Genomic DNA, 25,025 nt, shown 5'->3' with positions numbered 1-25,025 from the left:
GTCGGTTTGAAGTTCCTACCAAGGTGTCCTACCGACTGAGCCATGCCACCGTGAAAGAGATTACCGTTTTGATGTTTTGACCAGTTGGTACTGAGTCCTTGGTATGTTTGCGCTAAGTTAATTCCTCATAATATGAACATCCACCGGCGTATCTGCGCCGGTGGATGTTTTGCTCTGTCAGTTCTTTCCGCCGCCGGCGGTATCGATTCCTGCGGCGCCGACCAGTCCGAGGCGTTCAGCAGCCTCTTCGCGCATTTTGTATTTCAGCACCTTGCCGGCTGCATTCATCGGGAATGTGTCCATGAATTCAATATACTGCGGAACCTTATGGCGGGCCATATGGCTCTTGATGTACTCGGTCATTTCCTCCGCGGTCAGGGAAGCGCCTTCCTTTTTGATGATGCACGCCATGACTGCCTCGCCGTATCGCGCGTCCGGAACACCGATTACCTGTACATCGGCAACTGCCGGATGTGTGTAGATGAATTCCTCGATTTCCTTCGGATAGATATTCTCACCGCCGCGGATGATCATATCCTTCAGACGGCCGGTGATGAGATAGGTGCCGTCCGGATTCCGACGAGCCAGGTCACCGGAATGAAGCCAGCCATCCGCGTCGATGGTCGCACTGGTGGCATCCGGCATTTTATAGTATCCCTTCATGATATTGTAGCCGCGGGAGCAGAATTCGCCGTCCTGTCCGTCCGGCAGTTCCTTTCCGGTCTCCGGATCAATCACCTTGCACTGGACGTGGGGGAATGCATATCCGACCGTTTCGGTACGGAGCTCCAGCGAATCAGTCCAGGCGGACATTGTGCTTCCGGGGGAAGACTCGGTCTGCCCGTATACGCTGACAATTCCGCGCATATTCATTTCATCCGGCCGGGCAGCACGCTTCATGAGTTCGGGCGGACATCCGGAACCGGCCATAATACCTGTCCGCATGTAGGAAAAATCCGTTTTCCGGTAATCCTCATGGTTGAACATGGCGATGAACATGGTCGGGACACCGTGGAAACAGGTAATCCGTTCCTGGTTGATACATGCCAGGGAGTTCTTGGCAGAGAAATAGGGAAGCGGACAGAGCGTAGTTCCGTGGGTCATGGAGGCGGTCATGGCGAGGACCATGCCGAAACAGTGGAACATGGGAACCTGGATCATCATGCGGTCTGCGGTGGAAAGGCCCATCCGGTCGCCGATACATTTGCCGTCATTGACGACGTTGTAATGGGTCAGCATGACGCCTTTGGGGAAGCCGGTGGTGCCGGAAGTATACTGCATATTGCATACATCATCCGGTTTCACGCGTTCAGCCATCGCTGCCAGTGTCTCATCGGTAACGGAATCAGCGCGGCGCATCGCCTCCTCAAAGGTGAGGCATCCGCTCTGGGTGAAACCGACGGTAATGACATTCCGGAGGAAGGGCAGCCGCTTGCAGTGCAGCGGTTCGCCGGGCTTCGATACCGCAATCTCAGGGCAGAGCTCATTGATAATTGCGCGGTAATTGCTGTCCAGCGCACTTTCAATCATGACCAGCGTATGTGTATCGCTCTGGCGGAGCAGGTAATCGGCCTCATGGATTTTATAGGCGGTATTGACGGTTACAAGTACGGCGCCGATTCGGGCGGATGCCCAGAAAGCGATATACCATGCGGGGACATTCGTGGCCCATACAGCCACCTTGGTGCCGGCTTTGACTCCCAGGGAAATCAGGGCTTTGGCAAAGCGGTTGACATCATCGCGGAATTCGGTATAGGTACGGATGTAATCCAGCGTTGTGTACTTGAATGCGTACTGATCCGGGAACTCTTCCGCCATGCGGTCCAGGACCTGCCCGAATGTCAGGTCGATCAGCTCGTCCTTTTTCCAGACATATTTGCCGGTGCCGTCGTGATTGAAATAGAGGGATTTCTTTTTGCCCTTCGGATTGTCAAAACGGCCCATATAGTTGAGGAAATGCGCAAAAATGATTTCACGGTCCGGAATATCTTCCATCCATTCCGTTTTCCACTCCAGGGAAATGAAGCCGTTGTAGTCAATCGAAGACAGCGCGTTCATCATGTCCTGTATGGGAATGGTGCCTTCACCGATCAGATTGTAATTCAGGTCATCATCCGAATCACGAAGGTGGACATGGTGGACGTATCCGCCGAGGTTGCGGATGGTGGTATCCGGCGTTTCGTGGAAATCCCGGTATGGATGGTGCATATCCCACAGTGCGCCCAGTTCGTCACAGGCATATTCATCCATCAGTTTCCGGAGCTTTCCGGTATCCGCGAAAATGCCGACAGTCTTAATCAGCATGCAGATTCCCTTTTCGGAGAACTGCGGAATCAGCCGGTCAATGCGTTCCCGGATCCGTTCATCATCGTCATGCAGGGCACAAACGGCGACATACGGGATTTTCATGGTAGCAGCCGTATCGATCAGATCGGGGATGAAGCCGGTTTCATCCTCTTCTGCGCCGAGGTCAATGCAGGTATCCAGGCACGGGATCGTCAGATGGTGCTCCCGCAGTTCCCGCAGGGTCTCATTCCGGTGGAACTTGTGGAAGACACCGCTCCGGTCTGTCAGGGAAGGACATTTATGAAGATTATAGACCTCAATTCCCTGAAAACGGAGTTCGGAGGCATCTTTCACCTGCTCCGGCCAGGGGAGCTCTTTCCATCCGCGGGTTGAAAAAGAGAGCTTCATGCTTCTTCCTCCTCGTAAACAATCTTGTTCAGGGCATTCATATAGGCCAGGATCCCGGCACCCACGATATCCGTCGAAATACCGCGCCCGGAATACAGTTTGCCTTCATGGCGGAGCTTGACGATGGTTTCTCCGACGGCTTCCCGTCCTTCGGTAATGGCCTGAATCTGGAAGTCCTCCAGCTCGAAGTGGCGTCCGGTTGCCTTTTCGATGGAGTTGAACGCCGCCGCAATGGAACCGTCCCCGACGGCCATTCCCTCAATTGCCCGGTCATGGTACATGAGCTTCATATGCGCCATGGCATTGATGGTATTGCCGGTATTGATGACATACTGGATATCATGGTATACCGGTGGAACCTGCATGGCTTCGGTCGCCACGATCGCATCCAGTTCCCGAAGGGAAATCAGGTCCTTCTTCTCCGCAATTTCGGAGAAACACTGCCAGACCTTTTCCATATCCTCCGCCGTCAGGTCATATCCAAGCTTGTCGACCGCCTTCATCACGGATTCACGGGAGTCATGAGTACTCAGCATGACACCGGAATCATGGTCATCCGTACCCGTGCCGGCACTGACAGACCGGCTGAGGCCGGTGCGGCACAGCATCTCAATTTTGCTGGTGAGGTTCCGGATCTGTTCCGTACCAATCCGGCAGCGCACGTCAAACTGGTTGGCTTTGATGTCCAGGATCCGCACGATATTCATCAGGGAAATTGCGTTGGTCCGGAAGGAAGCGGCTTTGATTTCCCGGATTCCGGAACGGACGGCGGAGACAGCACATGCGTCTGCCATATTCATCTGGTCCGTACAGGAAAAACCGACAGTAACCCCGCTCAGACATTCAATATCCTGGTACAGGGAAGAGATAAAGGCCGCGGTTTCATCCGGGAGCATGGCTCCCGCCGTATCGCACAGCGTAACCGTCCGGGCACCGGCGCTGACGGCTTCGGTGATGATGCTGCGCAGGAAAGCAGCATCGCTGCGAGTGGCGTCTTCCGCGATGAATTCCACGTCATCTGTGAATTCCCGGCATTTCCGGATGGTATCGGCGACCGCGGCAATCATGGCTTTCGGTTTCATATGGGAGAGATATTCCATCTGGACCGAACTGACCGGAGCCGGCACCTGAAGGCGCGGATGGACCGCGTTTCTGAGCGCTTCCCGGGCGATCCGGACGCTCTCCTCATTCAATGCCACAGGGACGGCAATCCTGGAACTGGAAACGGCCGTGCAGACGGATTTGATCAGCAGGCTGTCAATCTTGACCTGCCGGATTTCCTCCATTTCAATCAGGTCCACATTCAGGCGGTCAATCAGGCGGCACAGCTCCAGCTTTTCGCGAAAGCTGAGATCGGGAAGGCTGTTCTTCTGCCGAAGCGTGCAGTCTGTGATAGTCATGATCTGTTTTTCCATATCCGATATCCTCCTGAAAAATAAAAACCCTGAAGCAAATATGCATCAGGGACGAAATCAATCCGCGGTACCACCCATTTTACTGCCGTAAGGCAGTCACTCTCGGACTCCAACAAGTCCAAAGCCGATTACGGGGCGGCCGGGTTCCATTACTGATGCATCCGCATGTTCACAGAACCAACTCAGGAAGCAGTGACTTTCCGTCTTTGTACCGTCTCGCAGCGACCGACGGCTCTCTGAAATCAACGCGGGAAGCTTCATTTCCTTCATCGTCATTCATGTTAAATTCAAGCGGAATCGTATCATAAATGGGGCATTGTGTCAACGGAATGACAAGGAGAAGCAGGTGTTTTTTTTCTGTTCGGGACAACGGAAAACCGGCCAGGATCCTATTTGACAAAAGTGATAAAAATAGTATCATATAATGGAAGTTTTGGTGAAGGGAAGTCATATGGATTGATGACGAGCCGGGAAATGATCCTGTCCGCCGATTCCATGGATGCATATGTATCCCTGTTCGGTCTGAATGACCAGAATATCGCACTGATTGAACAGGAATGCGGCGTTACAACTGCGCTGAGGGGAAACAAGCTGGTGATCCAGGGCGAGGAAGACCGCCTGGATCTGCCGGAACAGGTGATCGAAACCCTGCTTTCCATGATCAGAAGGCATGAATATGTGGACCGTGTCCGGATCCGGTATGTAATTGCCATGATCCGGGAAGGCAAAAAAGAGCAGATCGAAGAAACATTCAAAAATGTGATTGCGGTAACCCACCGGGGAAAGCAGATTACCTGCAAGACGATCGGACAGCAGCAGTATGTGAATGCAATCCGGCAGAACATGCTCACCTTTGCGATCGGCCCGGCCGGAACCGGAAAAACATACCTGGCGATGGCCCTGGCGGTTATGGCGCTGAAAAACAAGGAAGTTGAACGGATCATCCTGACCCGGCCGGCTGTGGAAGCCGGCGAAAAGCTCGGCTTCCTTCCGGGCGACCTGACCCAGAAGGTGGATCCGTACCTCCGCCCGCTGTACGATGCCATGTATGATTTTATGGGCGCCGATTCGTATACCCGCCTGATGGAAAGGGGAACGGTGGAGGTTGCACCGCTGGCTTATATGCGTGGACGTACGCTGTCCGATGCCTTTATTATCCTGGATGAAGCCCAGAACACCACATCGGAACAGATGAAAATGTTCCTGACGCGGATGGGCTTCAACTCCCGGGTGATCGTGACCGGGGACATCACCCAGACGGACCTGCCGCAGGGCAAGCAGTCCGGACTGGCGGAAGCGATCTCCCTGCTGAAGGGAATCCCCGGAATCGGTATTGTGGAGATGACGGGGAAAGACATTGTCCGCCATGAACTGGTGCAGAGAATCGTGGAAGCATACGAAAAGAAGCACGATCCGGCATAACGCCATTCCGGCATAACGGATTGGAATGGATGCAGACGGGAGTGAAAAACTTTATGACAAACGCCCAGGAAAACCATGCGGAAGCCGGAAAGGCGCGGAACAGCCGGATAGCCGGCGAAAAGCTCAGGAAATGGTTTGGCTCCCCCGCATGCAGGTGTACTTTACTGGTGATTGCATCCGCACTGATCATTTTTGTGCTGTTCTTTTTTGTCTGCACACCCAAAAAGTATGACCTGAAGGAAGGCGCGGTAGCCCATGAGACGATCTGGGCGACCCGTGATGTGGTGGATGAGGTCCGGACCCAGGAAAGGCGGGAAACGGCAGCAGCCAAGACGGAAATCCAGTATGTCTACTCCAACGTCAAGCAGGATGTGATGGCTTCCCTGGAATCCGCTTTCGATGAACTCCGGTCCATCCAGCGCTACGGTGAACAGCTGCGCACAAGCGAGCCCGGACGGGGCGACCGCTTTACCGAAGACGAAATAGAATACGCTACAATTGAGTACCTCAATTCCGTTCCGCTGTCCGGGAACCAGATCCGGATTCTGATGAAAACAAACTATACCGACTTTGAGACCATGGTTTCCATCGTGACCAAAGCCGTTTCCATCAAAATGAACTCCAATCTGTACGAAGGACAGACGGAAGATCTCATCAAAGTGATGGTGGAGGACTTCAATGCGTATTATCCGGAACTGGATATTGAAATGCGCATGAATGATATCATTCCCACTATCCTGCGGGAGTGCATCCGGCCGAATTACATCATCGATACGGAAGCAACGGAAAGAGCCCGCAGCGAGGCTATGGATTCTGTTGATCCGGTGACCATCCTGCAGGGCGAACCGGTTATCGTTGAGGGAAATACAATTACATACGCGCAGATCCAGGTGCTCAGGTCGCTGAACCTGCTCAAGGACGGTACCTATGATTACTCTGCCTATGGCGGATCCCTGGCCGCGGTAATCCTGTCCATGGTGATCCTGATCATGTGCCTGAAGCTTCTGAACCGGGATATCCTGACCGATGTCCGGAAGCTGTCTGTGGTACTGCTGATCCTGATTCTGTGCATGATCCTGGCAGCGGTTTTCCAGCTGCTCCCCAGTTCATTCCTGATTCCGCTTGCCCTCGGATCCATCCTGGGGACGATGCTGATCGGATACCGGGCCGGTATCTGCCTGACGCTGGCACTTACACTGCTGATTTCATTCCTGACTGCAGGAAGGAGCAGCAGTACATTCCATGAAGTGGTACTCCTGATGGCGATGACGCTGACAGAAGGCACGCTGTCGATCTGGTTCCTGAAAGGACGTCCGCAGCGTGTACGGGTTCTGATCGCCGGACTGCTGTCCGGCATTGCGGGGATCCTGCTGCTGGTGATTGTCAAGTGGCTCACATCTGTGGAATCGCTGAGCATTCTGACGGATGGAGCCTGGACACTTGGCGGCGGGATGCTGAGCGGGTTGTTTGCGGTTGCACTGCAGCCTGCGTTTGAAGTCGTATTCCGGCTGGCAACACCCAGCCGCCTGCTGGAGCTGACCAACCCGAATCAGCCGCTGATGAAGCGGCTGATGATTGAAGCTGCCGGCACCTATCATCATTCCATTATCGTGGCCAATCTGGCGGAAGCGGCTGCTGACAAAATCCAGGCCAATCCGTATCTTGCGCGGGCCGGCGCCTATTACCATGATATCGGAAAACTGAAGCGGCCCGGATATTTCAAGGAAAACCAGACCGGCGACAATCCGCATGAACGGACGGATCCGTATATTTCCGCTGCAATCGTTACAAGCCATACGATGGATGGTGCGCTGCTGGCCCAGAAAGAACATATTCCGGAGGAGGTCCAGAACATTATCCTGCAGCATCATGGCGATACTCCCGTAATGTTCTTCTATCACAAGGCACTGCAGATGTCCGACGGAAATCATGTGGACATCAATGAGTTCCGGTATGCCGGCCCGAAACCCAATACCAAAGAAGCGGCCGTTGTCATGCTGGCCGATACGATTGAAGCGGCGGTCCGCTCCATGAAGGATCCGACCCCGAAGGAAATCGACCAGTTTATTGAACGTCTGGTCCGGTCGAAACTGGAGGACGGCCAGCTGAGCGAAAGCCCGCTGTCCCTGTCGGATATTGATGATATCTGTAAGGCATTTTCCGGAATCCTGCGGGGTGTGTACCATGAGCGGATTGAATATCCGACCGTCCGCCATTATGTGAACGCGAACGGCACGGTTCAGGATATTGCGGTGCCTAAGGCAGAGCCTCAGCCGGCAGCAGCTGGTCCGGAAAAGGCAGCACCGGCTCCCACGGTGGAAAAAACCGTTCAGGCACCGGAAGCGCCCGCCCGGACGGCAGCGGCATCCGAAGATACAACAGCCGCTGAAAAAACGGCAGAGGAACCGAATGATGAGAATTGAATGGACCGGTGAGCAGGAGCTTGATCCTTCGATCCGGAAAAAGATGCAGGAAGCAGCGGACCAGTGTCCAGTATCCGAAGGGATTGAAGTGCCTGTCGCGATTTCTGTCCGGCTGTGCGATGACAATGCCATATCGGAAATCAACTCCGAATTTCGCGGTATCAGCCGGAGCACGGATGTGCTGTCCTTTCCGACGGTTGATTATCCTGCCGGCATGACAGCAGGACAGTGCGGAAAACTGCTGCAGCAGGAATATGACGATGAACTGAATGCATGCTTCCTGGGAGATATTGTGATTGCGGTACCGCATATCTTTGCCCAGGCAGCGGAATACGGCCATTCACCGGAGAGGGAAGCGGCCTATCTGCTGGTTCATGGAATCTGCCACCTGATGGGGTATGACCATATGGAAGAGGGGGACAAGGCAAAAATGCGCAGGATGGAAGAAAAAGTCCTTTCTGAAGTATCGGTTCTCCGGGAAACGGGGATAACGGATGCTGACAGGGAACTGGTTCAGGCAGCGGTAAAAGCAATGGAAAAGAGCTATTCTCCTTATTCCGGGTTTCCGGTCGGCGCTGCAATCCGGGGTACAGACGGACGTGTTTTTACCGGGTGCAATATTGAGAACGTTTCATTCGGACTGACAAACTGCGCGGAAAGAACGGCGGTATTCAAAGCAGTCAGCGAGGGAACGCGGTCGTTTGACGCAATTGCAATTGCCGCGAACCAGACCCCCTGGCCTTGCGGCGCATGCCGCCAGGTGCTGGCTGAATTCGCACCGGCCATCCGGATCCTGCTGTGCTCGAACGGACAGGTGATTGAGAAGAATCTTTCCGAGCTGCTGCCATTCAGCATCGAACTGGAAACAAAGGAGTCAGAGAAATGAAGCCTGCAGAGAATGCTTTTTATTCCGGGTTTATTACCATTGTCGGCCTTCCGAATGTCGGAAAATCTTCGCTGATGAATGCCATGATCGGTGAAAAGGTAGCGATTGTATCCAACCGCCCGCAGACGACCCGGAACCGGATTATGGGTGTAGTGACGCATGAGCATGACCAGATGGTATTCCTGGATACGCCCGGTATTCACCAGCCGCGGACCCGCCTCGGGGAATATATGATGCAGTCCGTTCATACCGCAATGGACGGGATGGACTGCGTGCTGATGATCGCCGACGCGTCCCATATCACGGACAGGGACATGGCGATCGCGGCGGATGTGGTATCCCGGAAGGTACCGAAGATCCTGGCACTGAACAAGATTGACCTGATCCGGCCGGATGCTGTTCTGGAAGCGACAGCACGTTTTGCTGAATATGCGTTTGACGAAATTATCCCCGTCAGCGCAAAGACCGGCGCCGGGCTCGAGGAGCTGAATGCCAACCTGCGGAAATATCTGCCGGAAGGACCGAAGTACTTCCCGGACGATATGATGACCGATCAGCCCGAACGGGTCCTCTGCGCGGAAATCATCCGCGAAAAGGCACTCTGTCATCTGCGGGATGAAGTGCCGCACGGAATCGGGGTTGAAATCCTCGGAATCGAGAAGATCCGGGACGACCTGACGGAGATCAACGCAACGATCTATTGTGAAAGAGATGCCCACAAAGGCATCATTATCGGGAAACACGGAGCCATGCTGCAGACAATCGGCACCGAAGCCCGGCTGGATATTGAGCGGCTCCTGGATACCCATATCAATCTGAAGCTTTGGGTAAAAATCAGGCCCGACTGGCGGAACAACGCGTCGGACCTGAAAACACTCGGCTATGAGGACAAATAACGCCTGCCTTTATCAGACGGGGAACACCTGGTAGATACCGCATTTCAGGTATTCGGTTTCCGGAGCGGCGGGGAGGATCGGATGATCTTTTCCCTGACTGCGGAATTCCACCTGCCGGAGGGAAACCCGGGCATCATACGCGGCATCCTGGATCATTTTTTTGAAAAGATCCGGCGTCACGTGCTGGCTGCAGGAGCAGGAAATCAGATATCCACCCGGAACCACCATCTTCATGGCGCGCAGGTTGATTTCCTTATATCCGCGCAGGGCGCTTTCCACAGCGGAGCGTGTTTTGGTAAATGCCGGCGGATCCAGGACAATCACATCATATTTCTGACCGGCCTTGCTCTGCTCGGAGAGCAGGTCAAATGCGTTTGCCGCGATGAAGCGGACATTGTCCCCGAACCCGTTGAGGCGGGCATTTTCGGTGGCAAACTCACAGGCGTAATCACTGATATCAACACCGGTGACATCCGCGGCGCCGTAATGTGCGGCATGGAGCGCGAAAGAGCCGGTGTGCGTGAAACAGTCCAGGACTTTTTTATTCTTTACAAACGGAGCAATCGCAGCCCGGTTTTCTTTCTGATCGAGGAAGAAACCGGTTTTTTGTCCTTCCTTGACATCCACCAGGAAACGAATTCCGTTTTCCGTCATTTCCACCCGGTCCGGAACGTTTCCATACAGCAGACCGGTCCTCATTTCCATTCCTTCAAGCTTCCGGACGGGAATGTCATCCCGTTCCCAGATGCCGTCGGGATGGATTTCCTCAACGATTGCATCGATTACGTCCTGCTTGAAACGCTCCATTCCCAGCGACATGCACTGGATAACCACCGTGCTGCCAAACACGTCGGCAATCAGAGCTGGAAGGCGGTCACTTTCCGCAAAGATCAGCCGGCAGCTGCGGAGATCGGCGAAAGACCGGCGGTATTCAACAGCATCGTGAACACGCCGGAAGATAAAGGCGCGGTCAATTTCCTCATCCTGCCAGGTGAGAATACGAAGCGCGATCTGGCTGTTGGGGTTGTAGAACGCCTTTGCCAGGAAACGCCCCTTGTCGGAATAGATACTTACCACATCTCCGGGAGCGCACGGACCTTCCGTATGATGGATATCGCTGCGGAAAACCCAGGGATGCCGGCTGTATACGCGCTTTTCCTTGCCGGGAATCAGATAAACCTTAGACGCCATATGCTTTCTTGACCTTTCTTTTCCCACAGGGGTATAATAAACTAAACGGAGGTGATTCCGGGATGGCTGTCCATCGCCAGTGTGTATTGTATGACCGGGAGTGTATCGGATGCGGAGAATGCGACCGGTGCGACCTGGATCCGGAGAAAATCTGCGACAACTGCATGAAATGTGTGAACGGGGACGCAGAATACCGTGCTGTATCCATTGACCGGGTGATTCTGGAAGGGGAGATTCCTTCCGGCGAACAGACCTGACGCCTGTTCCTTCCGGCGAATTGTATTATATTCGCAGTCTGCGGCAAAATCAAATAAAAACATCATGAAAGGGCGGTTGACCCATGAAGATGACATTGCTCGGAGCAGCTCACCAGGTAACCGGCAGCTGTACGCTGATCGAATGGAAATCCGGCCGGTATCTGATTGTGGATTACGGGATGGAACAGGGAGAAAACTGCTATCAGATGCAGGAACTGCCTGTGCAGCCCGGCCAGATTGAATATGTAATCCTGACGCATGCCCATATTGATCATTCCGGCAATCTTCCGCTGCTTTACCAGCAGGGATTCCGGGGAAAGATCTATTCAACGCCTGAAACGGAGAATCTCTGCAATATCATGCTGGCGGACAGCGCACACATCCAGGAGACGGACGCGGCCTATCAGACAAAGAAAAACCTGCGGACCGGACTTCCGGAGGTGAAACCGGCATTTACTGCGGAGGATGCGGCAAACGTCATGCGGATGTTCCGGCCGTGCGCATATGATGACCTGATCCGGATTGACGAGGGCCTTTCGGTTCGCTTCCAGGATGCGGGGCACCTGCTTGGGTCGGCTTTTGCTGAGCTTTTCCTGGAGGATGAAGGGAAAAAGGTCAAGCTCGTGTGCTCCGGCGACGTCGGAAACACCAACCAGCCGATCATCCGGGATCCGCAGACCATTGCGGAAGCAGATTACCTGCTGATTGAATCCACATACGGTACACGGACTCATGAGGGCGGGAAAGATCCGATTCCGGTACTGACGGATATTCTCCGGCGGACATTCAGCCGGGGCGGAACCCTGATTATCCCGTCCTTTGCAGTCGGCCGGACGCAGGAACTGCTGTATTTCTTCCGGGAAATCAAGCAGAAGCAACTGCTTCCGGAATTTCCGGACTTTCCGGTATACGTGGACAGTCCGCTGGCCAATGAAGCGACCGCGATTTTTCTCCAGTGCGATACAGCCTGCCTGGATGACGACGCAAAGGCCGTCATGATTTCCGGTGAAAACCCGATCTGGTTTGACGGACTGCATACCGTGGTGTCTTCTGATGAATCCAAAGCACTGAACACGGATGATACAGCCAAGGTAATCATTGCTTCCGGCGGAATGTGCGAAGGCGGACGGATCCGCCATCACCTGAAGCACAACCTCTGGGATGAGCGGAACACCGTGATGTTTGCCGGGTATCAGGCAGTCGGTACACTCGGCCGTATTATCTATGACGGAGCCAGGGAAGTCAAAATCCTCGGTGAAACAATCGATGTCAAAGCAGAGATTACGCTGCTGAGCGGGATTTCCGGGCATGCGGACCGGAACGGACTGCTGGCCTGGGTGGATTCCTTTACCCGGAAACCTGCGGCCGTATTTGTCAACCACGGGGATGATGAATCATGTACCGGCCTGGCGGCCGCGATTACCGAACGGTTCGGCATACCGGCATATGCGCCCTTTTCCGGATCATGCTATGACCTGGCTGCAGGTGAATGGGTCCGGCTGACGGATCCTGTATACAAAAAGGAAGAAAAGAAAAAGAGCGGAAATACCGCTCCGGCAGTGAAAAAGGAACAGCTGTACCGCGAACTGCTGCAGGCAGGCGAAAGCCTGATGCAGAAGATCCGGGATCTGGAGGGGCATTCCAACGCTGAGATCAAGTCGCTGACAGGAAAAATCCGTACGCTGATGAAATAGTACGATTATCTTTTGATTTTGTTTATGATCGACAAATCAGAGCCTGCAGAGAAACGAAGAAACTTTTGGGGGACGCATAATGGAAAAAACCTTTATTGAGATGAAACTCTTTCAGGTAAAGCCCGACAGACTCGAGCAATTTGAGGCAAAGATTGAGGAAATGTCAGCAAATCAGCGCAAATGTGAAGGCTGCATATCCCTGAAGTATTTCAAGAGATTTTACACCATAGATGGAATAGAACTTGGTGAGCCGCCAAGGGAGTTAACCAAAATCGTAAAGTGCGTTAAATATTTTTCATACTGGGAGTTTGACACAAAAGAAAACTATGGCAAGGCCATAAAAACTTATTTTGATCAATACAATAAAGATTTGCAAAAGATGCTGATTGCACCTTTTGATATTAATTTGGGATATTCTGTTTAAGAGATTTGCGAATCCCAGCTTGTCGGGGCGGGACATAGTCAATTATCTCGGAAGTTAAACTGACAGCAGTAGTTTCAAGGCCTTTATTAAAAATGCACTCACTTCTTTGCACCAACCAAAGCAGATGAGGGGGAGTGTATTTTGTCTGCTGTATTTATCTGAGGAATCAGGTTTATTCGTCATCGTCTTTGCGGGTGGAGAACTCCGGATCTCCGGGCAGGTGAACATGACGTGCGGCCATTCTGCGCCGCGCGTCTGTCATATCTGCGTAATGCTTCCGGGTGGTATCCACGGAGGTGTGGCCCAGCACATCCGCAACCAGATAGATATCGCTGGTTTCCTGGTACAGATTGGTGGCATATGTGCTGCGAAGCTTGTGCGGACTGATCTTCTGTTTCAGCGGCGCCGCGACAGCGGCATATTTTTTCACCAGGTTCTGAACAGCACGCTGGGTGATTCTTTTCCGCTGCAGGCTGAGGAACAGCGCATTTTCATGGCCCGGCAGCGGTTCAATCTGCATCCGTTCATCCAAGTATTCGCCGAGAGCATCAGCGACTTCAGGAGGGAAGTAAAGCACCACCTGATTGCCGCCTTTCCGTGTGACCAGGAAAGCGTTGTTTTCCATATCCAGGTCGTTCAGGTCGATTCCGACACATTCACTGACACGGATTCCGGTGCCCAGGAAAAGGGAAAGCATGGCAAAATCGCGTTTGGCCGTGATTTTCTGGAATTTCTGCTGTCCTTTGCTCAGGGCTTCACCGGTCTGGGAAACTGACAGGATCCGGCTCATCTCATCCCGGGAAAGGCGGATAATCGGTTTTTCATGGATTTTCGGCAGGGGAACGAGCTCCGTGACATTGGAAGAAATCCGCTGGTTCTTGAAAAGGTAATCATAAAAGGAACGGATGGAGCAAAGTTTCCGCTTGATGGACAGATCATGATTGACGAATGCTTTATTAGGTACCGAATCATCGTCTGTATCTTTCAGGTAGTAGGTCAGGTACTCGGTGTAGGCGGTGATATCGTTCCGGGTCAGTTTTTCAAGATCTGAGTCTTCCAGAAGCCGGATTGGTTTATCAGCAAACGCGACGCGTTCGGTGTGCAGGAAGTTGAAAAACGTGCGCAGATCGATCGCATAAGCGAGGCGGGTAAATGTTCCGGTCGTTACAGCAATCGAACGGATGAAATCAGAGCAAGCCTGAGGAAGCTCACGGATGATTTCGCGAATCTGGAGAATCCGCTTTGCATCGGATTGTTCCTTGAAGGAAGGAGCAGCGTGCGGATGGTGTTCTGTCATCATGAATCCGACCTTTCTGCCAGGATGCTCGGGAAACCGTTTGAAATATGCATAACTATTCGTAAAACTGTGGTTTAGCGAATAGTTAGATATTACCATACCCTTCCGTTTATGTCAAGTTTCCAGGTCCGGATAATTGCCTTCCCAGGGATTCAGCGATATACTTACTTCCCTGTGATGAAACTTAACTCATTCTTCACAAACCATCAAATCAGTATTGCGAAGAATGTTTGTTATAAACCGGGAAAAAAATATATTCGAAAGTAAATCATTTAATTGTCATTCCGCTTGAATTTGAACCATGCGGTTATTCTTCTCTCCCCTTCTTCCACCCGGCGAATTATGATACAATGCTTTCCAGAATGATCAGAAGGCAGGTTGCTTATATGGCAGAATTCCGATGGGTTGATGCGCCGGTTCCGGCAGGAATGAAAATCACCCAGGTTTATGCAGTCACACTGGACCGGGACGGCCGGGTCATGCTCCGGGTGGAGAAAACACCGGACGGCAGGACGCGGTATTCGCTGGCCGGCGGACGTCCGGAGCCTTTTGACAGTGGAATGGAGGATACATGCCGCCGGGAGCTGCTGGAAGAGGTCAATACGGAAATAGAGACTCCGGTCTATATTGGTTACCAGCAGGTTGATAAGGAAGACGGCACACCGGCTTATGCCCAGATCCGGATGGCGGCGCTGATCCGGAAAATCGGTATCAAAAAGCCGGATCCGGATAATGGCAGGATCTATGACCGCCTGATGGTGTCCGCAGAAAGAGCGGCGGAACTGCTGGACTGGGGCGATGTCGGGACCGCACAGGTTATGAAAGCCCGGGATATCATCTGTCAGAATTATGGGATCAGGGATACCGGGAAACCGGAGGAATGGGTCTGAAAATGGGAAAAAGCACGTCTTCAGGCGTGCTTTTTTAAAATCCGGATCATTTGTTTTCGGCAGCGGTTTGCTCGGGCTCCGGATAGGTTTTCCGGTATTCGTCAATCGCAGCACGGGCCAGCTCATCACAGCGGTTGTTTTCCGGATGATCCGAGTGACCCTTGACTTTGACAAACGTAACATGATGTTTTTTTGTCTGGGCCATCAGGATAAACCAGAGGTCCTGGTTTTCCACTGCAGTCCCGTTGCTGGTTTTCCAGCCCCGGCTTTTCCAGCCTTCAATCCAGTGGTCATTGAAGGCCTGTACAAGATAGTTGCTATCGGAATACAGGGTTACCTCACAGGGCTCCTTGAGCGCACCGAGGCCGCTGATAGCGGCGAACAGTTCCATCCGGTTATTGGTGGTTCCGGCCATATAACCGCTGATTTCCTTCCGGTGCGGGCCGAATTCCAGAATGGCAGCCCAGCCGCCGGGGCCGGGATTGCCGCTGCAGGCACCGTCTGTATATATGTTAACCTTCTTCATTGATGTATCCATAAGAATGCGGATAATCCTTCCCTGCCGTTACGATTTGGACAATTCCCGGCTTTTTTCGGCACATGCTTTCATGGCGTCCATGATGGCCGCGCGGAATCCCTTGCGCTCCAGTTCCTCCACGGCTTCGATTGTCGTTCCGCCGGGAGAGCAGACAGCATCCTTCAGCGCGGCGGGATGGGTGCCGGAAGACAATACCATCAGGGCGCTTCCCAGTACGCTTTGTGCGGCCATTTCGTATGCATAAACGCGCGGAAGGCCTTCCCGCACGCCCGCATCTGCCATGGCTTCAATCATCATATATACATAGGCGGGACTGCTGCCGCTGATGGCGGTCACACCGTCAAACAGGCGTTCGGGCAGGATTCTCGTCTTGCCGATGGAATCAAAAATGCCCTTGACGTAATCAAAGTCTTCGCGGGAGAAAGTGGAATCATCACAGAGGGCGGTCATGCCTTCCCCCACCAGGGCCGGTGTGTTCGGCATCACGCGCATGTAAGCCGCTCCGGAGTTTTCCAGGGCCTTGGAAAGCATGCTGACTGTCCAGCCGGCCGCAATACTCAGCACAGATTTTCCGTTGACGTACGGATGGATTTCATCAATGACTTCCTGGACGTAGATCGGTTTGACCGCCAGGATAATCAGGTCGGATTTCTCAGCAACCTCCCGGCAGTCGGCGGCCAGGCAGACGCCCGGAATATCTTCTTCCAGTTCACGCATCCGCTTGCTGCTCGCGTCAAATGCGGTGATCATGGATGAACGGATATATCTTGCTTCCACAATGCCGCGGAGAATGGCGGAGCCCATATTGCCCGTACCGATCATGCCGATTTGCTGAATCATGTGACTTTCCTCCCGTGCCGGGAACGGTCTCCCGGCTTCTGATGGTCCATTATAACATGAGAAACACTGTCTGGAAAGCTCCGGACAGTGTTTTCAGGATTTAAAGAATGTATTTTTTGATATCCATTGGTTTGTTTTCACCCTTCAGGTGGGCGTTGACATAATCGCCGTCGATTTTCAGCTCAAAGGGCGGCATGTTTTCATCCCCGGCATTGAAGGAGACATCCTCCAGGAGCTGCTCGAAGATCGCATGCAGCCGGCGGGCGCCGATATCCTCGGAGTTGTCATTGGCGTTGCAGGCAGCGGTTGCGATCGCATCAATCGCGGATTCGTCAAATGTCAGCAGCACACGGTCCACTTCCAGCAGCGCTTTGTACTGCTTTGTCAGCGCGTTTTCCGGTGTGGTCAGGATCTGGCGGAAGTCTTCCTTTGAGAGACTCTGGAGATGGACATGCACCGGGAAACGTCCCTGCAGTTCGGGAATCAGGTCGGACACCTTGCTGACATGGAAGGCGCCGGCGGCGATAAACAGCATGAAATCGGTTTTGACAGCGCCGTATTTGGTGTTGACGGTACAGCCTTCAACGATCGGCAGGATATCCCGCTGTACGCCTTCCCGGCTGACATCCGGGCCGTGTCCGCCATTGCTGCCGGCGATCTTGTCAATTTCATCAATAAAGACGATACCGTTCTGTTCCGTCCGGGAGATTGCCTCTTCCTGTACAGCGTCATTGTCAATCAGGCGGGAGGCTTCCTGGTCGGTGATGATCTTGCGGGCTTCACGGACCTTCACATGGCGGATGCGGGTGCGCTTGGGCATCATATTCCCCATCATGTCTCCAAGGCTGATGCTGCTGCCGCCGACTTCCAGCGTCGGGGCTTCCTCCTCCACCTCAAGGTCCAGTTCCAGGTCTTCGATTTCTCCCCGCATCAGCTGCTGGCGGATTTCCTCTTTTTTTCGGGCCAGCGCAACCGCTTCCTCGTCAGTCGGCTGGGATTCCTTCTGACGGCCAAGCAGGAAATCAAGCGGATTGCCTGCATTGCTTTTTTTCGGCGGATGGGCAAGCAGTTCGGAAAGGCGTTCTTCAGCCAGCACACGGGCTCTCGGGAGGACGCGTTCCTTATGCTCCTTCTGCACGAGGCGTACGGCATTCTCCGTCAGATCGCGGATAATGCTTTCCACATCACGGCCGACATAGCCGACTTCGGTAAACTTGGTTGCTTCCACTTTGATAAACGGCGCGTTAACCAGCTTGGCAAGCCGGCGGGCAATTTCGGTTTTGCCGACGCCTGTCGGGCCGATCATCAGGATATTCTTCGGTATGATTTCATCCCGGAGGGATTCTTCCACACGGCTTCTGCGGTATCTGTTCCGCAGGGCGATTGCGACCGCCTTCTTGGCTTCATCCTGGCCGACAATAAAACGGTCCAGCTCATGGACAATCTGGCGGGGGGTAAGCTGCTGGTTCATACTGCCTCCTTCGCTTTTACAGCGTTTCGACAATGATATGGTCATTTGTAAAGACACAGATGCTGGCTGCGATCCGGAGCGATTTTTCCGCAATTTCAGCGGCGGAAAGATCAGTGTTCTGCACCAGCGCCCGGGCAGCAGCCAGGGCGTAATTTCCGCCGGATCCGATCGCGGCAATGCCCTCATCCGGATCAATCACCTCACCGGTACCGCTGAGGATCAGCAGATGGTCATGATCTGCCACGATCAGCATGGATTCAAGATGGCGCATAGCCTGATCGCCGCGCCAGGTCTGAGCCAGCTGGACAGCTGCCTTTTCCAGGTTGCCGCTGCACTGCTGCAGCTTTTCCTCGAATTTTTCACAAAGCGTGAAAGCATCGGCTACGCTGCCGGCAAATCCGGCAACAACCTGTCCATTGAACAAGCGGCGGACTTTTTTGGCGGAGGTTTTAAAGATTGTATTCTCCCCCATGGTGACCTGACCGTCGCCTGCGATGGCGATCTGCCCGTTTTTGCGGACGGCACAGATGGTAGTTCCCTTGAAAACGCTGCTCATTTTATTCCTCCGTTTACTGGTCAATACTCCGGATATACCGGAGCGCTCTGTCGGAAATGGCTTCGTATCGTTCTTTTTTGTCGCGGATTTTCTTTGCCCCGGGGATCACGGGAAGCGGATCAATCAGGCCGAATGTACAGTTCATCGGCTGGAAGCTGGAATTCGGTGTGGAAACATATCGTCCCATGGCGCCGAGAGCGGTGAATCCGGGCAGTTCAAGCGGTTCCCGGCCCAGCAGCTGGTCGGCAAGGGAGCGGCCGGCAACAAGCCCGCTGGCGGCGCTTTCCACATATCCTTCCACACCGGTCATCTGGCCGGCAAAATAGCACATCGGCCGGTGGATCATTTCAAAACGGCTGTTCAGGAATCCGGGGCTTTTCAGGAAAGTATTCCGGTGCATGACACCGTAACGGGAGAACACCGCGTTTTCCAGTCCGGGAATCAGGCCGAATACCCGCTTCTGTTCCCCGAATTTCAGGCGTGTCTGGAATCCGACAATATTGTACATGGTTTCCCCGGCGTCATCCTGCCGGAGCTGAACCACGGCAAAAGGTTCTTTTCCGGTCCGCGGATCCCGGAGGCCGACGGGCTTCATCGGTCCGAAGGCCGGTACCATTCGTCCGCGGCGGGCCATGCTTTCAATCGGCATACAGCCTTCAAATACCCGGGTTTCCTCAAAACCGTGGACTTCCGCTGTTTCGGCTGTCAGCAGCGCGTCAATAAACCGGTTGTATTCCTCTTCGGTAAACGGACAGTTCAGGTAATCGTCTCCCCGCCCGTAGCGGCTGAGACGGAACATCCTGCTTTCATCCAGGGATTCCCGAAGGACGATCGGAGCGGCAGCATCGTAGAAATTCAGGGTATCCAGGCCCGGGAGGGACTGGATGGCATCCGCCATAACCGGACTGGTCAGTGGACCGGTGGCAATGATGACAGGACCGTCCGGAATTTCAGATGCTTCCCGCTTCTCCAGGGTGACAAGCGGATGACGGAGAAGGGTTTCTGTTACCTGGCGGGAAAAACCTTCCCGGTCCACAGCCAGCGCGTCACCGGCCGGTACCTGGTTGTCATCCGCGCACTGCATGATCAGGGAGCCCATGCACCGCATTTCCTCTTTGAGGAGACCGACGGCACTGGACAGGCGGCTTCCGCGGAAACTGTTGGAACATACCAGTTCCGCAAAGTATTCCGTATGGTGCGCCGGGGTTTGCTGCACCGGCTTCATTTCAACAATTGTAACCGGAATCCCTTTCCGGACAAGCTGCCAGGCTGCTTCACTGCCGGCAAGCCCGGCGCCGATCACCGTGGCATGAAGCTCACTCATTCAGATCGCCCTCTGCTTCACTGACCACTGTTTTGAAGCGGCAGTTCTCATTGGAACAAAGATGAATCAGTTCCCCGCGGTTATTTCGCTTTTCCACCATATAGGATCCGCATTGCGGGCATTTCTCGGAAACCGGTTTGTCCCAGCTGACAAAATCGCATTCCGGATATCCTTCGCAGCCATAGAACTTGCGGCTTTTTCGGCTGATTTTTTCCAGCAGGCGTTTCCCGCACTTCGGGCAGGAGGCATCAATATATGTCAGCAGGGGTTTGGTATTCCGGCAGTCCGGGAAATTCGGGCAGGCCAGGAATTTCCCGAAACGCCCCATCTTGTAGACCATCATTGCACCGCACTGGTCACAGGGGACATCGCTGACTTCGTCCTTGACTTCAATCTTTTCAATTTCCTTTTCGGCGACCGCCAGCGTTTTCTGGAAACCCGGATAGAATTCACGAAGAATCTGTTTCCAGTCGGCATTTCCCTCTTCGACCTGGTCCAGCCGGGTCTCCATATTGGCGGTAAATTCCGTATCCACGATCTCGGCAAAATACTTTTCCATCATATCGGTAACCATGATGCCAAGCTCAGTCGGATACAGGCGCTTTTTCTCCCGGGAAACATAGCCGCGGGAGATGATGGTGGAGATCGTCGGCGCATATGTGGACGGACGGCCGATTCCATTCTCTTCCAGCGTCCGGACCAGGCTGGCTTCCGTATAGCGGCTCGGCGGCTGGGTAAAGTGCTGGTCGCTGATGATATCCTGGATTGTGACTTTCAGGCCGCTTTCCAGCACCGGAAGAGTCATTTCCACGGAATTGACGGCATCGTCGGTTCCTTCTTCGTAAAGGGCAGTGAAACCGGCAAATGTTTTATGCTCGCCATAGAAGCGCAGGCCGATCCGCTTGCCGGAAATCTCGGCAGTCATGGTCTGATAGGCCGCTGGCGCCATCTGGCTGGCAACAAAACGGTTGTAAATCAGCCGGTACAGCATGAATTGTTCCCGGTTCAGGGATGCCTTGATGGATTCCGGTGTCCGGGTCACATCGGTCGGCCGGATGGCCTCATGGGCATCCTGCGCATTTTTACGGCCTTTGAATTCATTCTTTTCTTCCGGAAGGTATTCAGGCCCATACTTCACCGGGATAAAGGCACGGACGGCATCCAGGGCGTCATCGCTGATACGGACGCTGTCGGTACGAATGTAGGTTACAAGGCCCTGGGTTCCCTCGCCTTCCAGGTCAATGCCCTCATACAGCTGCTGTACAACCTGCATGGTTCTGGAAGTGGTGAAGCTCAGCTTGCGGCCGGCTTCCTGCTGCAGGCTGGAAGTGGTGAACGGCGGCGCCGGCATTCTTTTCTTTTCCTTGGTTTTTACATCGGAAATGATAAAGCTGTCCTTCTCAATCAGCTTTCTGATTTCGGAAGCCTGTTCCTCATTGTGGACCTGGACTTTGCTCCCGTCCACGGTCGCAAGGCGTGCGGTGAACAGCTGGTCTTTCTTTCCGGTGCGGATGGCGCATTTTGCGGAAATATCCCAGTATTCCTCGGGAATGAAAGCGTTGATCTCATTTTCACGGTCCACAACCATCCGCGTCGCGACACTCTGTACACGGCCGGCAGACAATCCCTTTTTGACTTTTGCCCAGAGAAGCGGGCTGATTTTGTAACCGACCAGCCGGTCCAGAGCCCGGCGGGCCTGCTGGGCGTCAATGCGTCCCATATCCAGCTGGCGGGGATGCTTGATGGCAGCCTGGACGGCTTTCTTTGTCACTTCATTGAATTCAATCCGGCAGGCCTTGTTTTCATCGACACCCAGGACATGGTAAAGGTGCCAGCTGATGGCTTCCCCTTCGCGGTCAGGGTCTGTCGCGAAATAGATCTGGGAAGCGTTTTTGGCTTCCTTGCGGATACGGCTCAGGATATCTCCGCGGCCGCGGATTGTGATATATTTCAGATCAAAGTCATGATCGGGATCCACACCCAGCTGGCTTTTGGGCAGGTCGCATACATGCCCCTGGGAGGCTTCCACTTTATATCCCTTTCCCAGGTACCGCCCGATTGTCTTTGCCTTGGCGGGAGATTCCACAATAATCAGTTTCTGTTTTGCCGTTGCCATCCGTGATTCCTCCGAATCAAATAGGTTTTATTGAATGATCTGATATTTTTTTCCGGGAACGGATTCAACCATTCCGCGGATCTGCAGCATTGTCAGAACACTGAGCAGTTCGGCGGGCGGAAGCCCGCATGCGTCAGAAAGCTGGTCAAAACTCCGGGGACCGGGCAGAAGGCAGTTCAGCACGGCTGTCTCCGTTCCTGTCCGCGCCTTTGAGAGTACGGAGCAATCGCTATTGTGCACTTCATCCGGCGGATTGTCAAGCCAATTCATATCGGCCAGGATATCGCGGGCAGTGGTGAAATAGGTGGCGCCCTCCCTCAGAAGCTGTCGGTTTCCTTCCGAATACGGGGATGAGGGGTCGCCCGGATAGACAAAAACTTCCTTTCCCTGGTTCAGCGCATGGCTGACGGTTACCAGGCTTCCGCTCCTGATCCGGGCCTCCATCAGGATGACCGCATCCCCCAGCCCGGAGATGATCCGGTTGCGGTATGGGAAATGGTATGACAGGGGCGGCTGGCCGGGAGAAAACTCGCTGATCAGCAGTCCGCCGTTTTCCAGCAGCCGCTTCCGGAGACCGCTGTTGGCAGCCGGGTAAGACTGATCCAGTCCGCAGCCGAGAACGGCAATGGTCGGCGCCCCGCCTTTCAGGCAGCCTTCATGGCAGGCCGTATCAATCCCGTTTGCGAATCCGCTGATGACGGCAATCCCGCTGCTGCTCAGTTCCCGGGCAATGGTCTCTGCTGCCTTCAGCCCCGCATAGGAAGCATGCCGGGATCCGACCATCGCGATTTTCCGCTTTTGCAGGCAGGAAAGATCTCCCCGGTAGAAAAGAATGGAAACAGGATCCGGAATTTCGGACAGAACAGCCGGAAAAGAGTCATTCACGGCGGTTACGGACAGGATCCGGTGCTGAACGGTCAGGTCATACAGCCGGCGGAGGTTCTCACGGGTTCCGGAAGCTCTCATCCGGCTGATCACATCGGGACGGATCATTTCATCGAGATGCGGGTCGCCTTCTGTGACTGCATGGAAAACAGCCTCTCCGGTCCGGTACTCCCGGATAACCGCCAGCAGCACATCTGCCGGAATCTGCTGGTCCGCAATCCATGCCAGGTATGCGGTTTCAATGGCGGCATCATTCATCATCTGTCGTTATCTCCAGTATTTCTGGTCCAGTTCCCGGTACTGAACGGCTTCGGCAATATGGGCGGAGGAGATTGTTCCCTCACCGGCCAGGTCCGCAATTGTTCGGGCAACCTTCAGAATCCGGTGATAAGCCCGCATGCTCATGTGCATGGAATCAGCCGCAGCGTGCAGAAGACGGGAGCCTTCTGCGTCCGGAACGCAGAACCTGCGGACGGAACTGCTGTCCAGCTGGGCATTGCAGAAAAGGGAGGTTCCTCTGTAACGTTCATACTGCATTGAACGGGCAGCCGCCACCCTTGCGGCAACTGCGGCAGATGATTCAGCAGCCGTGCTGCCGGTGATAGCGCTGACCGGAACAGAATCCACCTCAATCTGAATATCGATCCGATCCAGGAGCGGACCGGAAACCCGGTCGAGATACCGTCGGATTTCCGGAGGTGTGCAACGGCATGCACGCTGGGAGCTGCCGTAATAGCCGCAGGGGCATGGATTCATTGCAGCGATCAGCATGAAGGAGGACTGATACTGAGCCTGGCGTTTCACCCGTGAAACCGAGACAATGCCGTCTTCAAGAGGCTGGCGGAGGGCTTCCAGCGCGCTCCGGCTGAATTCAGGGAGTTCATCCAGAAACAGGACGCCGTTATGCGCCAGGGAAACTTCCCCGGGGCGCGCATCCTGTCCCCCGCCGATCAGCGAGGCAACAGACGCGCTGTGATGCGGGGCGCAGAATGGCCGGGTGACCATCAGGCCGCTGCCGGCCGGCAGGCGTCCGCTGATGGAATGGATCCGTGTGGTTTCCAGGGATTCCTCAAAAGTCATCGGGGGCAGAATCCCGGGAACACACCGTGCCAGCATGGTTTTTCCGCTCCCGGGAACACCGATCATAATCAGGTTATGGCCGCCTGCGGCGGCAACCTCAAGGGCTCTGCGGGCAGCGGACTGCCCGCGGATCTGGGCCATATCGACTGCACATACCGCCTCGCGCTTCAGCTGCTCAAAGGCAACCGGGGTCTCCGGGGTAATGTCCTCTGTTCCGTCCAGATAGTGGATGACTTCACAAAGATGGGAAACCGGAATAACCCGAAGACCTTCAATGCAGGCAGCTTCCCGGGCATTCCCGGCGGGCAGGATGACCTCTTTTACCCCATTCTCTTTCGCACTGATTACCATGGGAAGCACGCCGTTCACACGGCGGATACAGCCATCCAGGCCGAGCTCCCCGAAGAACGCAGTGCTGTCCGGATCAAAATCATCCCGGGGGAACAGGTTTCCGGAAGCGATCAGTAAACCGACGGCCATGGGGAGATCGAAGGATGGCCCCTCTTTCCGGATATCCGCAGGTGCAAGGTTAAAGGTGACTCGGTTGACAGGAAGCTCCACGCCGCTGCTGATGATTGCGGCATTGATCCGGTTCTTGCTTTCACGGACAGCCGTATCCGGAAGGCCGATGATCTCCATCATCGGCATACCGTCCACACAGAAGACTTCTACCTGCACGGGAAACCCGTTGACACCGCTGACGCCGAAGCTCAGGGTTTTCGCCAT

The 25,025-nt window shown here is 54.2% G+C and carries 20 protein-coding genes and 1 other annotated feature; of the genes, 8 read left to right on the top strand and 12 right to left on the bottom strand.

Annotated features, from left to right (window positions below; translation table 11 throughout):
• Nucleotides 1–177 precede the first annotated feature (177 nt).
• Nucleotides 178–2,694 (bottom strand): AMP-binding protein, encoded by a 2,517-nt coding sequence (locus JNO48_01345; GenBank protein ID QTE68585.1) that lies wholly within the window; start codon nt 2,692–2,694, stop codon nt 178–180.
• Nucleotides 2,691–4,109 carry a hypothetical protein gene (locus tag JNO48_01340; GenBank protein ID QTE68584.1) on the bottom strand — a complete coding sequence of 473 codons (1,419 nt, stop codon included), beginning with the start codon at nt 4,107–4,109 and terminating at the stop codon, nt 2,691–2,693. Before JNO48_01340 ends, JNO48_01345 begins: the two co-directional genes overlap by 4 nt.
• A gap of 44 nt (nt 4,110–4,153) precedes the next feature.
• Nucleotides 4,154–4,388 (bottom strand) — a binding site (T-box leader).
• A gap of 195 nt (nt 4,389–4,583) precedes the next feature.
• On the opposite strand from JNO48_01340, the gene JNO48_01335 reads away from it, so the two are divergent.
• The 4 genes from JNO48_01335 to era are packed head-to-tail and all read left to right on the top strand — an operon-like array spanning nt 4,584 to nt 9,736.
• Nucleotides 4,584–5,531 carry a PhoH family protein gene (locus JNO48_01335; protein QTE69651.1) on the top strand — a complete coding sequence of 316 codons (948 nt, stop codon included), beginning with the start codon at nt 4,584–4,586 and terminating at the stop codon, nt 5,529–5,531.
• A gap of 53 nt (nt 5,532–5,584) precedes the next feature.
• The gene (locus JNO48_01330; protein QTE68583.1) at nt 5,585–7,954 is read left to right on the top strand and encodes an HDIG domain-containing protein; all 2,370 of its coding nucleotides are present in this window, start codon (nt 5,585–5,587) and stop codon (nt 7,952–7,954) included.
• A complete protein-coding gene (locus tag JNO48_01325; GenBank protein ID QTE68582.1) occupies nt 7,941–8,840 on the top strand; it encodes a cytidine deaminase in 900 nt (299 codons plus the stop codon). Before JNO48_01330 ends, JNO48_01325 begins: the two co-directional genes overlap by 14 nt.
• Nucleotides 8,837–9,736, top strand: coding sequence for a GTPase Era (era, locus tag JNO48_01320; GenBank protein QTE68581.1), 900 nt, complete (start codon nt 8,837–8,839; stop codon nt 9,734–9,736). The genes JNO48_01325 and era overlap by 4 nt, the downstream gene beginning before the upstream one ends.
• 12 nt (nt 9,737–9,748) lie before the next feature.
• Here the strand turns inward: era and JNO48_01315 are convergent, their stop codons facing one another.
• Entirely contained in the window at nt 9,749–10,927 is a 1,179-nt protein-coding gene (locus JNO48_01315) for a class I SAM-dependent rRNA methyltransferase (GenBank protein ID QTE68580.1), read from the bottom strand.
• A 62-nt stretch (nt 10,928–10,989) separates the two neighbouring features.
• Between JNO48_01315 and JNO48_01310 the strand changes: the two genes are divergently transcribed.
• The 3 genes from JNO48_01310 (at nt 10,990) to JNO48_01300 (ending at nt 13,302) form a co-directional block, all read left to right on the top strand.
• Complete coding sequence (locus tag JNO48_01310) at nt 10,990–11,184, top strand: hypothetical protein (protein ID QTE68579.1); 195 nt, start codon at nt 10,990–10,992, stop codon at nt 11,182–11,184.
• Between the two features lie 83 nt (nt 11,185–11,267).
• Nucleotides 11,268–12,878 carry an MBL fold metallo-hydrolase gene (locus JNO48_01305; protein QTE68578.1) on the top strand — a complete coding sequence of 537 codons (1,611 nt, stop codon included), beginning with the start codon at nt 11,268–11,270 and terminating at the stop codon, nt 12,876–12,878.
• Nucleotides 12,879–12,921: 43 nt separating this feature from the next.
• Nucleotides 12,922–13,302 (top strand): hypothetical protein, encoded by a 381-nt coding sequence (locus tag JNO48_01300; GenBank protein ID QTE69650.1) that lies wholly within the window; start codon nt 12,922–12,924, stop codon nt 13,300–13,302.
• A 172-nt stretch (nt 13,303–13,474) separates the two neighbouring features.
• Here the strand turns inward: JNO48_01300 and JNO48_01295 are convergent, their stop codons facing one another.
• Nucleotides 13,475–14,599 carry a tyrosine-type recombinase/integrase gene (locus JNO48_01295; protein ID QTE69649.1) on the bottom strand — a complete coding sequence of 375 codons (1,125 nt, stop codon included), beginning with the start codon at nt 14,597–14,599 and terminating at the stop codon, nt 13,475–13,477.
• A 386-nt stretch (nt 14,600–14,985) separates the two neighbouring features.
• Here JNO48_01295 and JNO48_01290 point away from each other — a divergent pair, with 386 nt between their 5' ends.
• Nucleotides 14,986–15,489, top strand: a complete 504-nt coding sequence (locus JNO48_01290) for an NUDIX hydrolase (GenBank protein QTE68577.1) — start codon at nt 14,986–14,988, stop codon at nt 15,487–15,489.
• 46 nt (nt 15,490–15,535) lie between these two features.
• Here the strand turns inward: JNO48_01290 and rnhA are convergent, their stop codons facing one another.
• The 8 genes from rnhA to JNO48_01250 all read right to left on the bottom strand — a co-directional run bounded on the left by rnhA (nt 15,536) and on the right by JNO48_01250 (nt 25,025).
• Complete coding sequence (gene rnhA, locus JNO48_01285) at nt 15,536–16,015, bottom strand: ribonuclease HI (GenBank protein QTE68576.1); 480 nt, start codon at nt 16,013–16,015, stop codon at nt 15,536–15,538.
• Nucleotides 16,016–16,054: 39 nt separating this feature from the next.
• A complete protein-coding gene (gene proC / locus JNO48_01280) occupies nt 16,055–16,867 on the bottom strand; it encodes a pyrroline-5-carboxylate reductase (protein QTE68575.1) in 813 nt (270 codons plus the stop codon).
• Nucleotides 16,868–16,967: 100 nt separating this feature from the next.
• Nucleotides 16,968–18,338: an ATP-dependent protease ATPase subunit HslU gene (hslU, locus tag JNO48_01275; protein QTE68574.1), complete on the bottom strand. Its 1,371-nt coding sequence runs from the start codon at nt 18,336–18,338 to the stop codon at nt 16,968–16,970.
• A 16-nt stretch (nt 18,339–18,354) separates the two neighbouring features.
• Nucleotides 18,355–18,894 (bottom strand): ATP-dependent protease subunit HslV, encoded by a 540-nt coding sequence (gene hslV / locus JNO48_01270; protein QTE68573.1) that lies wholly within the window; start codon nt 18,892–18,894, stop codon nt 18,355–18,357.
• Between the two features lie 13 nt (nt 18,895–18,907).
• Nucleotides 18,908–20,218, bottom strand: coding sequence for a methylenetetrahydrofolate--tRNA-(uracil(54)-C(5))-methyltransferase (FADH(2)-oxidizing) TrmFO (gene trmFO, locus JNO48_01265; GenBank protein ID QTE68572.1), 1,311 nt, complete (start codon nt 20,216–20,218; stop codon nt 18,908–18,910).
• The gene (topA, locus tag JNO48_01260) at nt 20,211–22,334 is read right to left on the bottom strand and encodes a type I DNA topoisomerase (protein QTE68571.1); all 2,124 of its coding nucleotides are present in this window, start codon (nt 22,332–22,334) and stop codon (nt 20,211–20,213) included. The genes trmFO and topA overlap by 8 nt, the downstream gene beginning before the upstream one ends.
• Before the next feature lie 27 nt (nt 22,335–22,361).
• Nucleotides 22,362–23,480, bottom strand: a complete 1,119-nt coding sequence (dprA, locus tag JNO48_01255; GenBank protein QTE68570.1) for a DNA-processing protein DprA — start codon at nt 23,478–23,480, stop codon at nt 22,362–22,364.
• A 6-nt stretch (nt 23,481–23,486) separates the two neighbouring features.
• On the bottom strand, nt 23,487–25,025 hold the full coding sequence (locus JNO48_01250) for a YifB family Mg chelatase-like AAA ATPase (protein ID QTE69648.1): 1,539 nt from the start codon (nt 25,023–25,025) through the stop codon (nt 23,487–23,489).

It is taken from the genome of Clostridiales bacterium, from assembly GCA_017569285.1.
GTDB lineage: Bacteria > Bacillota > Clostridia > Christensenellales > Aristaeellaceae > Aristaeella.
Note: the sequence above shows the minus strand (reverse complement) of the source record. Positions and strands in the feature narration are given on the sequence as shown.

Coding starts and splice junctions, on each gene's coding strand:
- JNO48_01345 (QTE68585.1), bottom strand. CDS start 2,694: ATGAAGCTCTCTTTTTCAACCCGCGGATGGAAAGAGCTCCCCTGGCCG.
- JNO48_01340 (QTE68584.1), bottom strand. CDS start 4,109: ATGGAAAAACAGATCATGACTATCACAGACTGCACGCTTCGGCAGAAG.
- JNO48_01335 (QTE69651.1), top strand. CDS start 4,584: ATGATCCTGTCCGCCGATTCCATGGATGCATATGTATCCCTGTTCGGT.
- JNO48_01330 (QTE68583.1), top strand. CDS start 5,585: ATGACAAACGCCCAGGAAAACCATGCGGAAGCCGGAAAGGCGCGGAAC.
- JNO48_01325 (QTE68582.1), top strand. CDS start 7,941: ATGATGAGAATTGAATGGACCGGTGAGCAGGAGCTTGATCCTTCGATC.
- era (QTE68581.1), top strand. CDS start 8,837: ATGAAGCCTGCAGAGAATGCTTTTTATTCCGGGTTTATTACCATTGTC.
- JNO48_01315 (QTE68580.1), bottom strand. CDS start 10,927: ATGGCGTCTAAGGTTTATCTGATTCCCGGCAAGGAAAAGCGCGTATAC.
- JNO48_01310 (QTE68579.1), top strand. CDS start 10,990: ATGGCTGTCCATCGCCAGTGTGTATTGTATGACCGGGAGTGTATCGGA.
- JNO48_01305 (QTE68578.1), top strand. CDS start 11,268: ATGAAGATGACATTGCTCGGAGCAGCTCACCAGGTAACCGGCAGCTGT.
- JNO48_01295 (QTE69649.1), bottom strand. CDS start 14,599: ATGACAGAACACCATCCGCACGCTGCTCCTTCCTTCAAGGAACAATCC.
- JNO48_01290 (QTE68577.1), top strand. CDS start 14,986: ATGGCAGAATTCCGATGGGTTGATGCGCCGGTTCCGGCAGGAATGAAA.
- rnhA (QTE68576.1), bottom strand. CDS start 16,015: ATGAAGAAGGTTAACATATATACAGACGGTGCCTGCAGCGGCAATCCC.
- proC (QTE68575.1), bottom strand. CDS start 16,867: ATGATTCAGCAAATCGGCATGATCGGTACGGGCAATATGGGCTCCGCC.
- hslU (QTE68574.1), bottom strand. CDS start 18,338: ATGAACCAGCAGCTTACCCCCCGCCAGATTGTCCATGAGCTGGACCGT.
- hslV (QTE68573.1), bottom strand. CDS start 18,894: ATGAGCAGCGTTTTCAAGGGAACTACCATCTGTGCCGTCCGCAAAAAC.
- trmFO (QTE68572.1), bottom strand. CDS start 20,218: ATGAGTGAGCTTCATGCCACGGTGATCGGCGCCGGGCTTGCCGGCAGT.
- topA (QTE68571.1), bottom strand. CDS start 22,334: ATGGCAACGGCAAAACAGAAACTGATTATTGTGGAATCTCCCGCCAAG.
- dprA (QTE68570.1), bottom strand. CDS start 23,480: ATGATGAATGATGCCGCCATTGAAACCGCATACCTGGCATGGATTGCG.
- JNO48_01250 (QTE69648.1), bottom strand. CDS start 25,025: ATGGCGAAAACCCTGAGCTTCGGCGTCAGCGGTGTCAACGGGTTTCCC.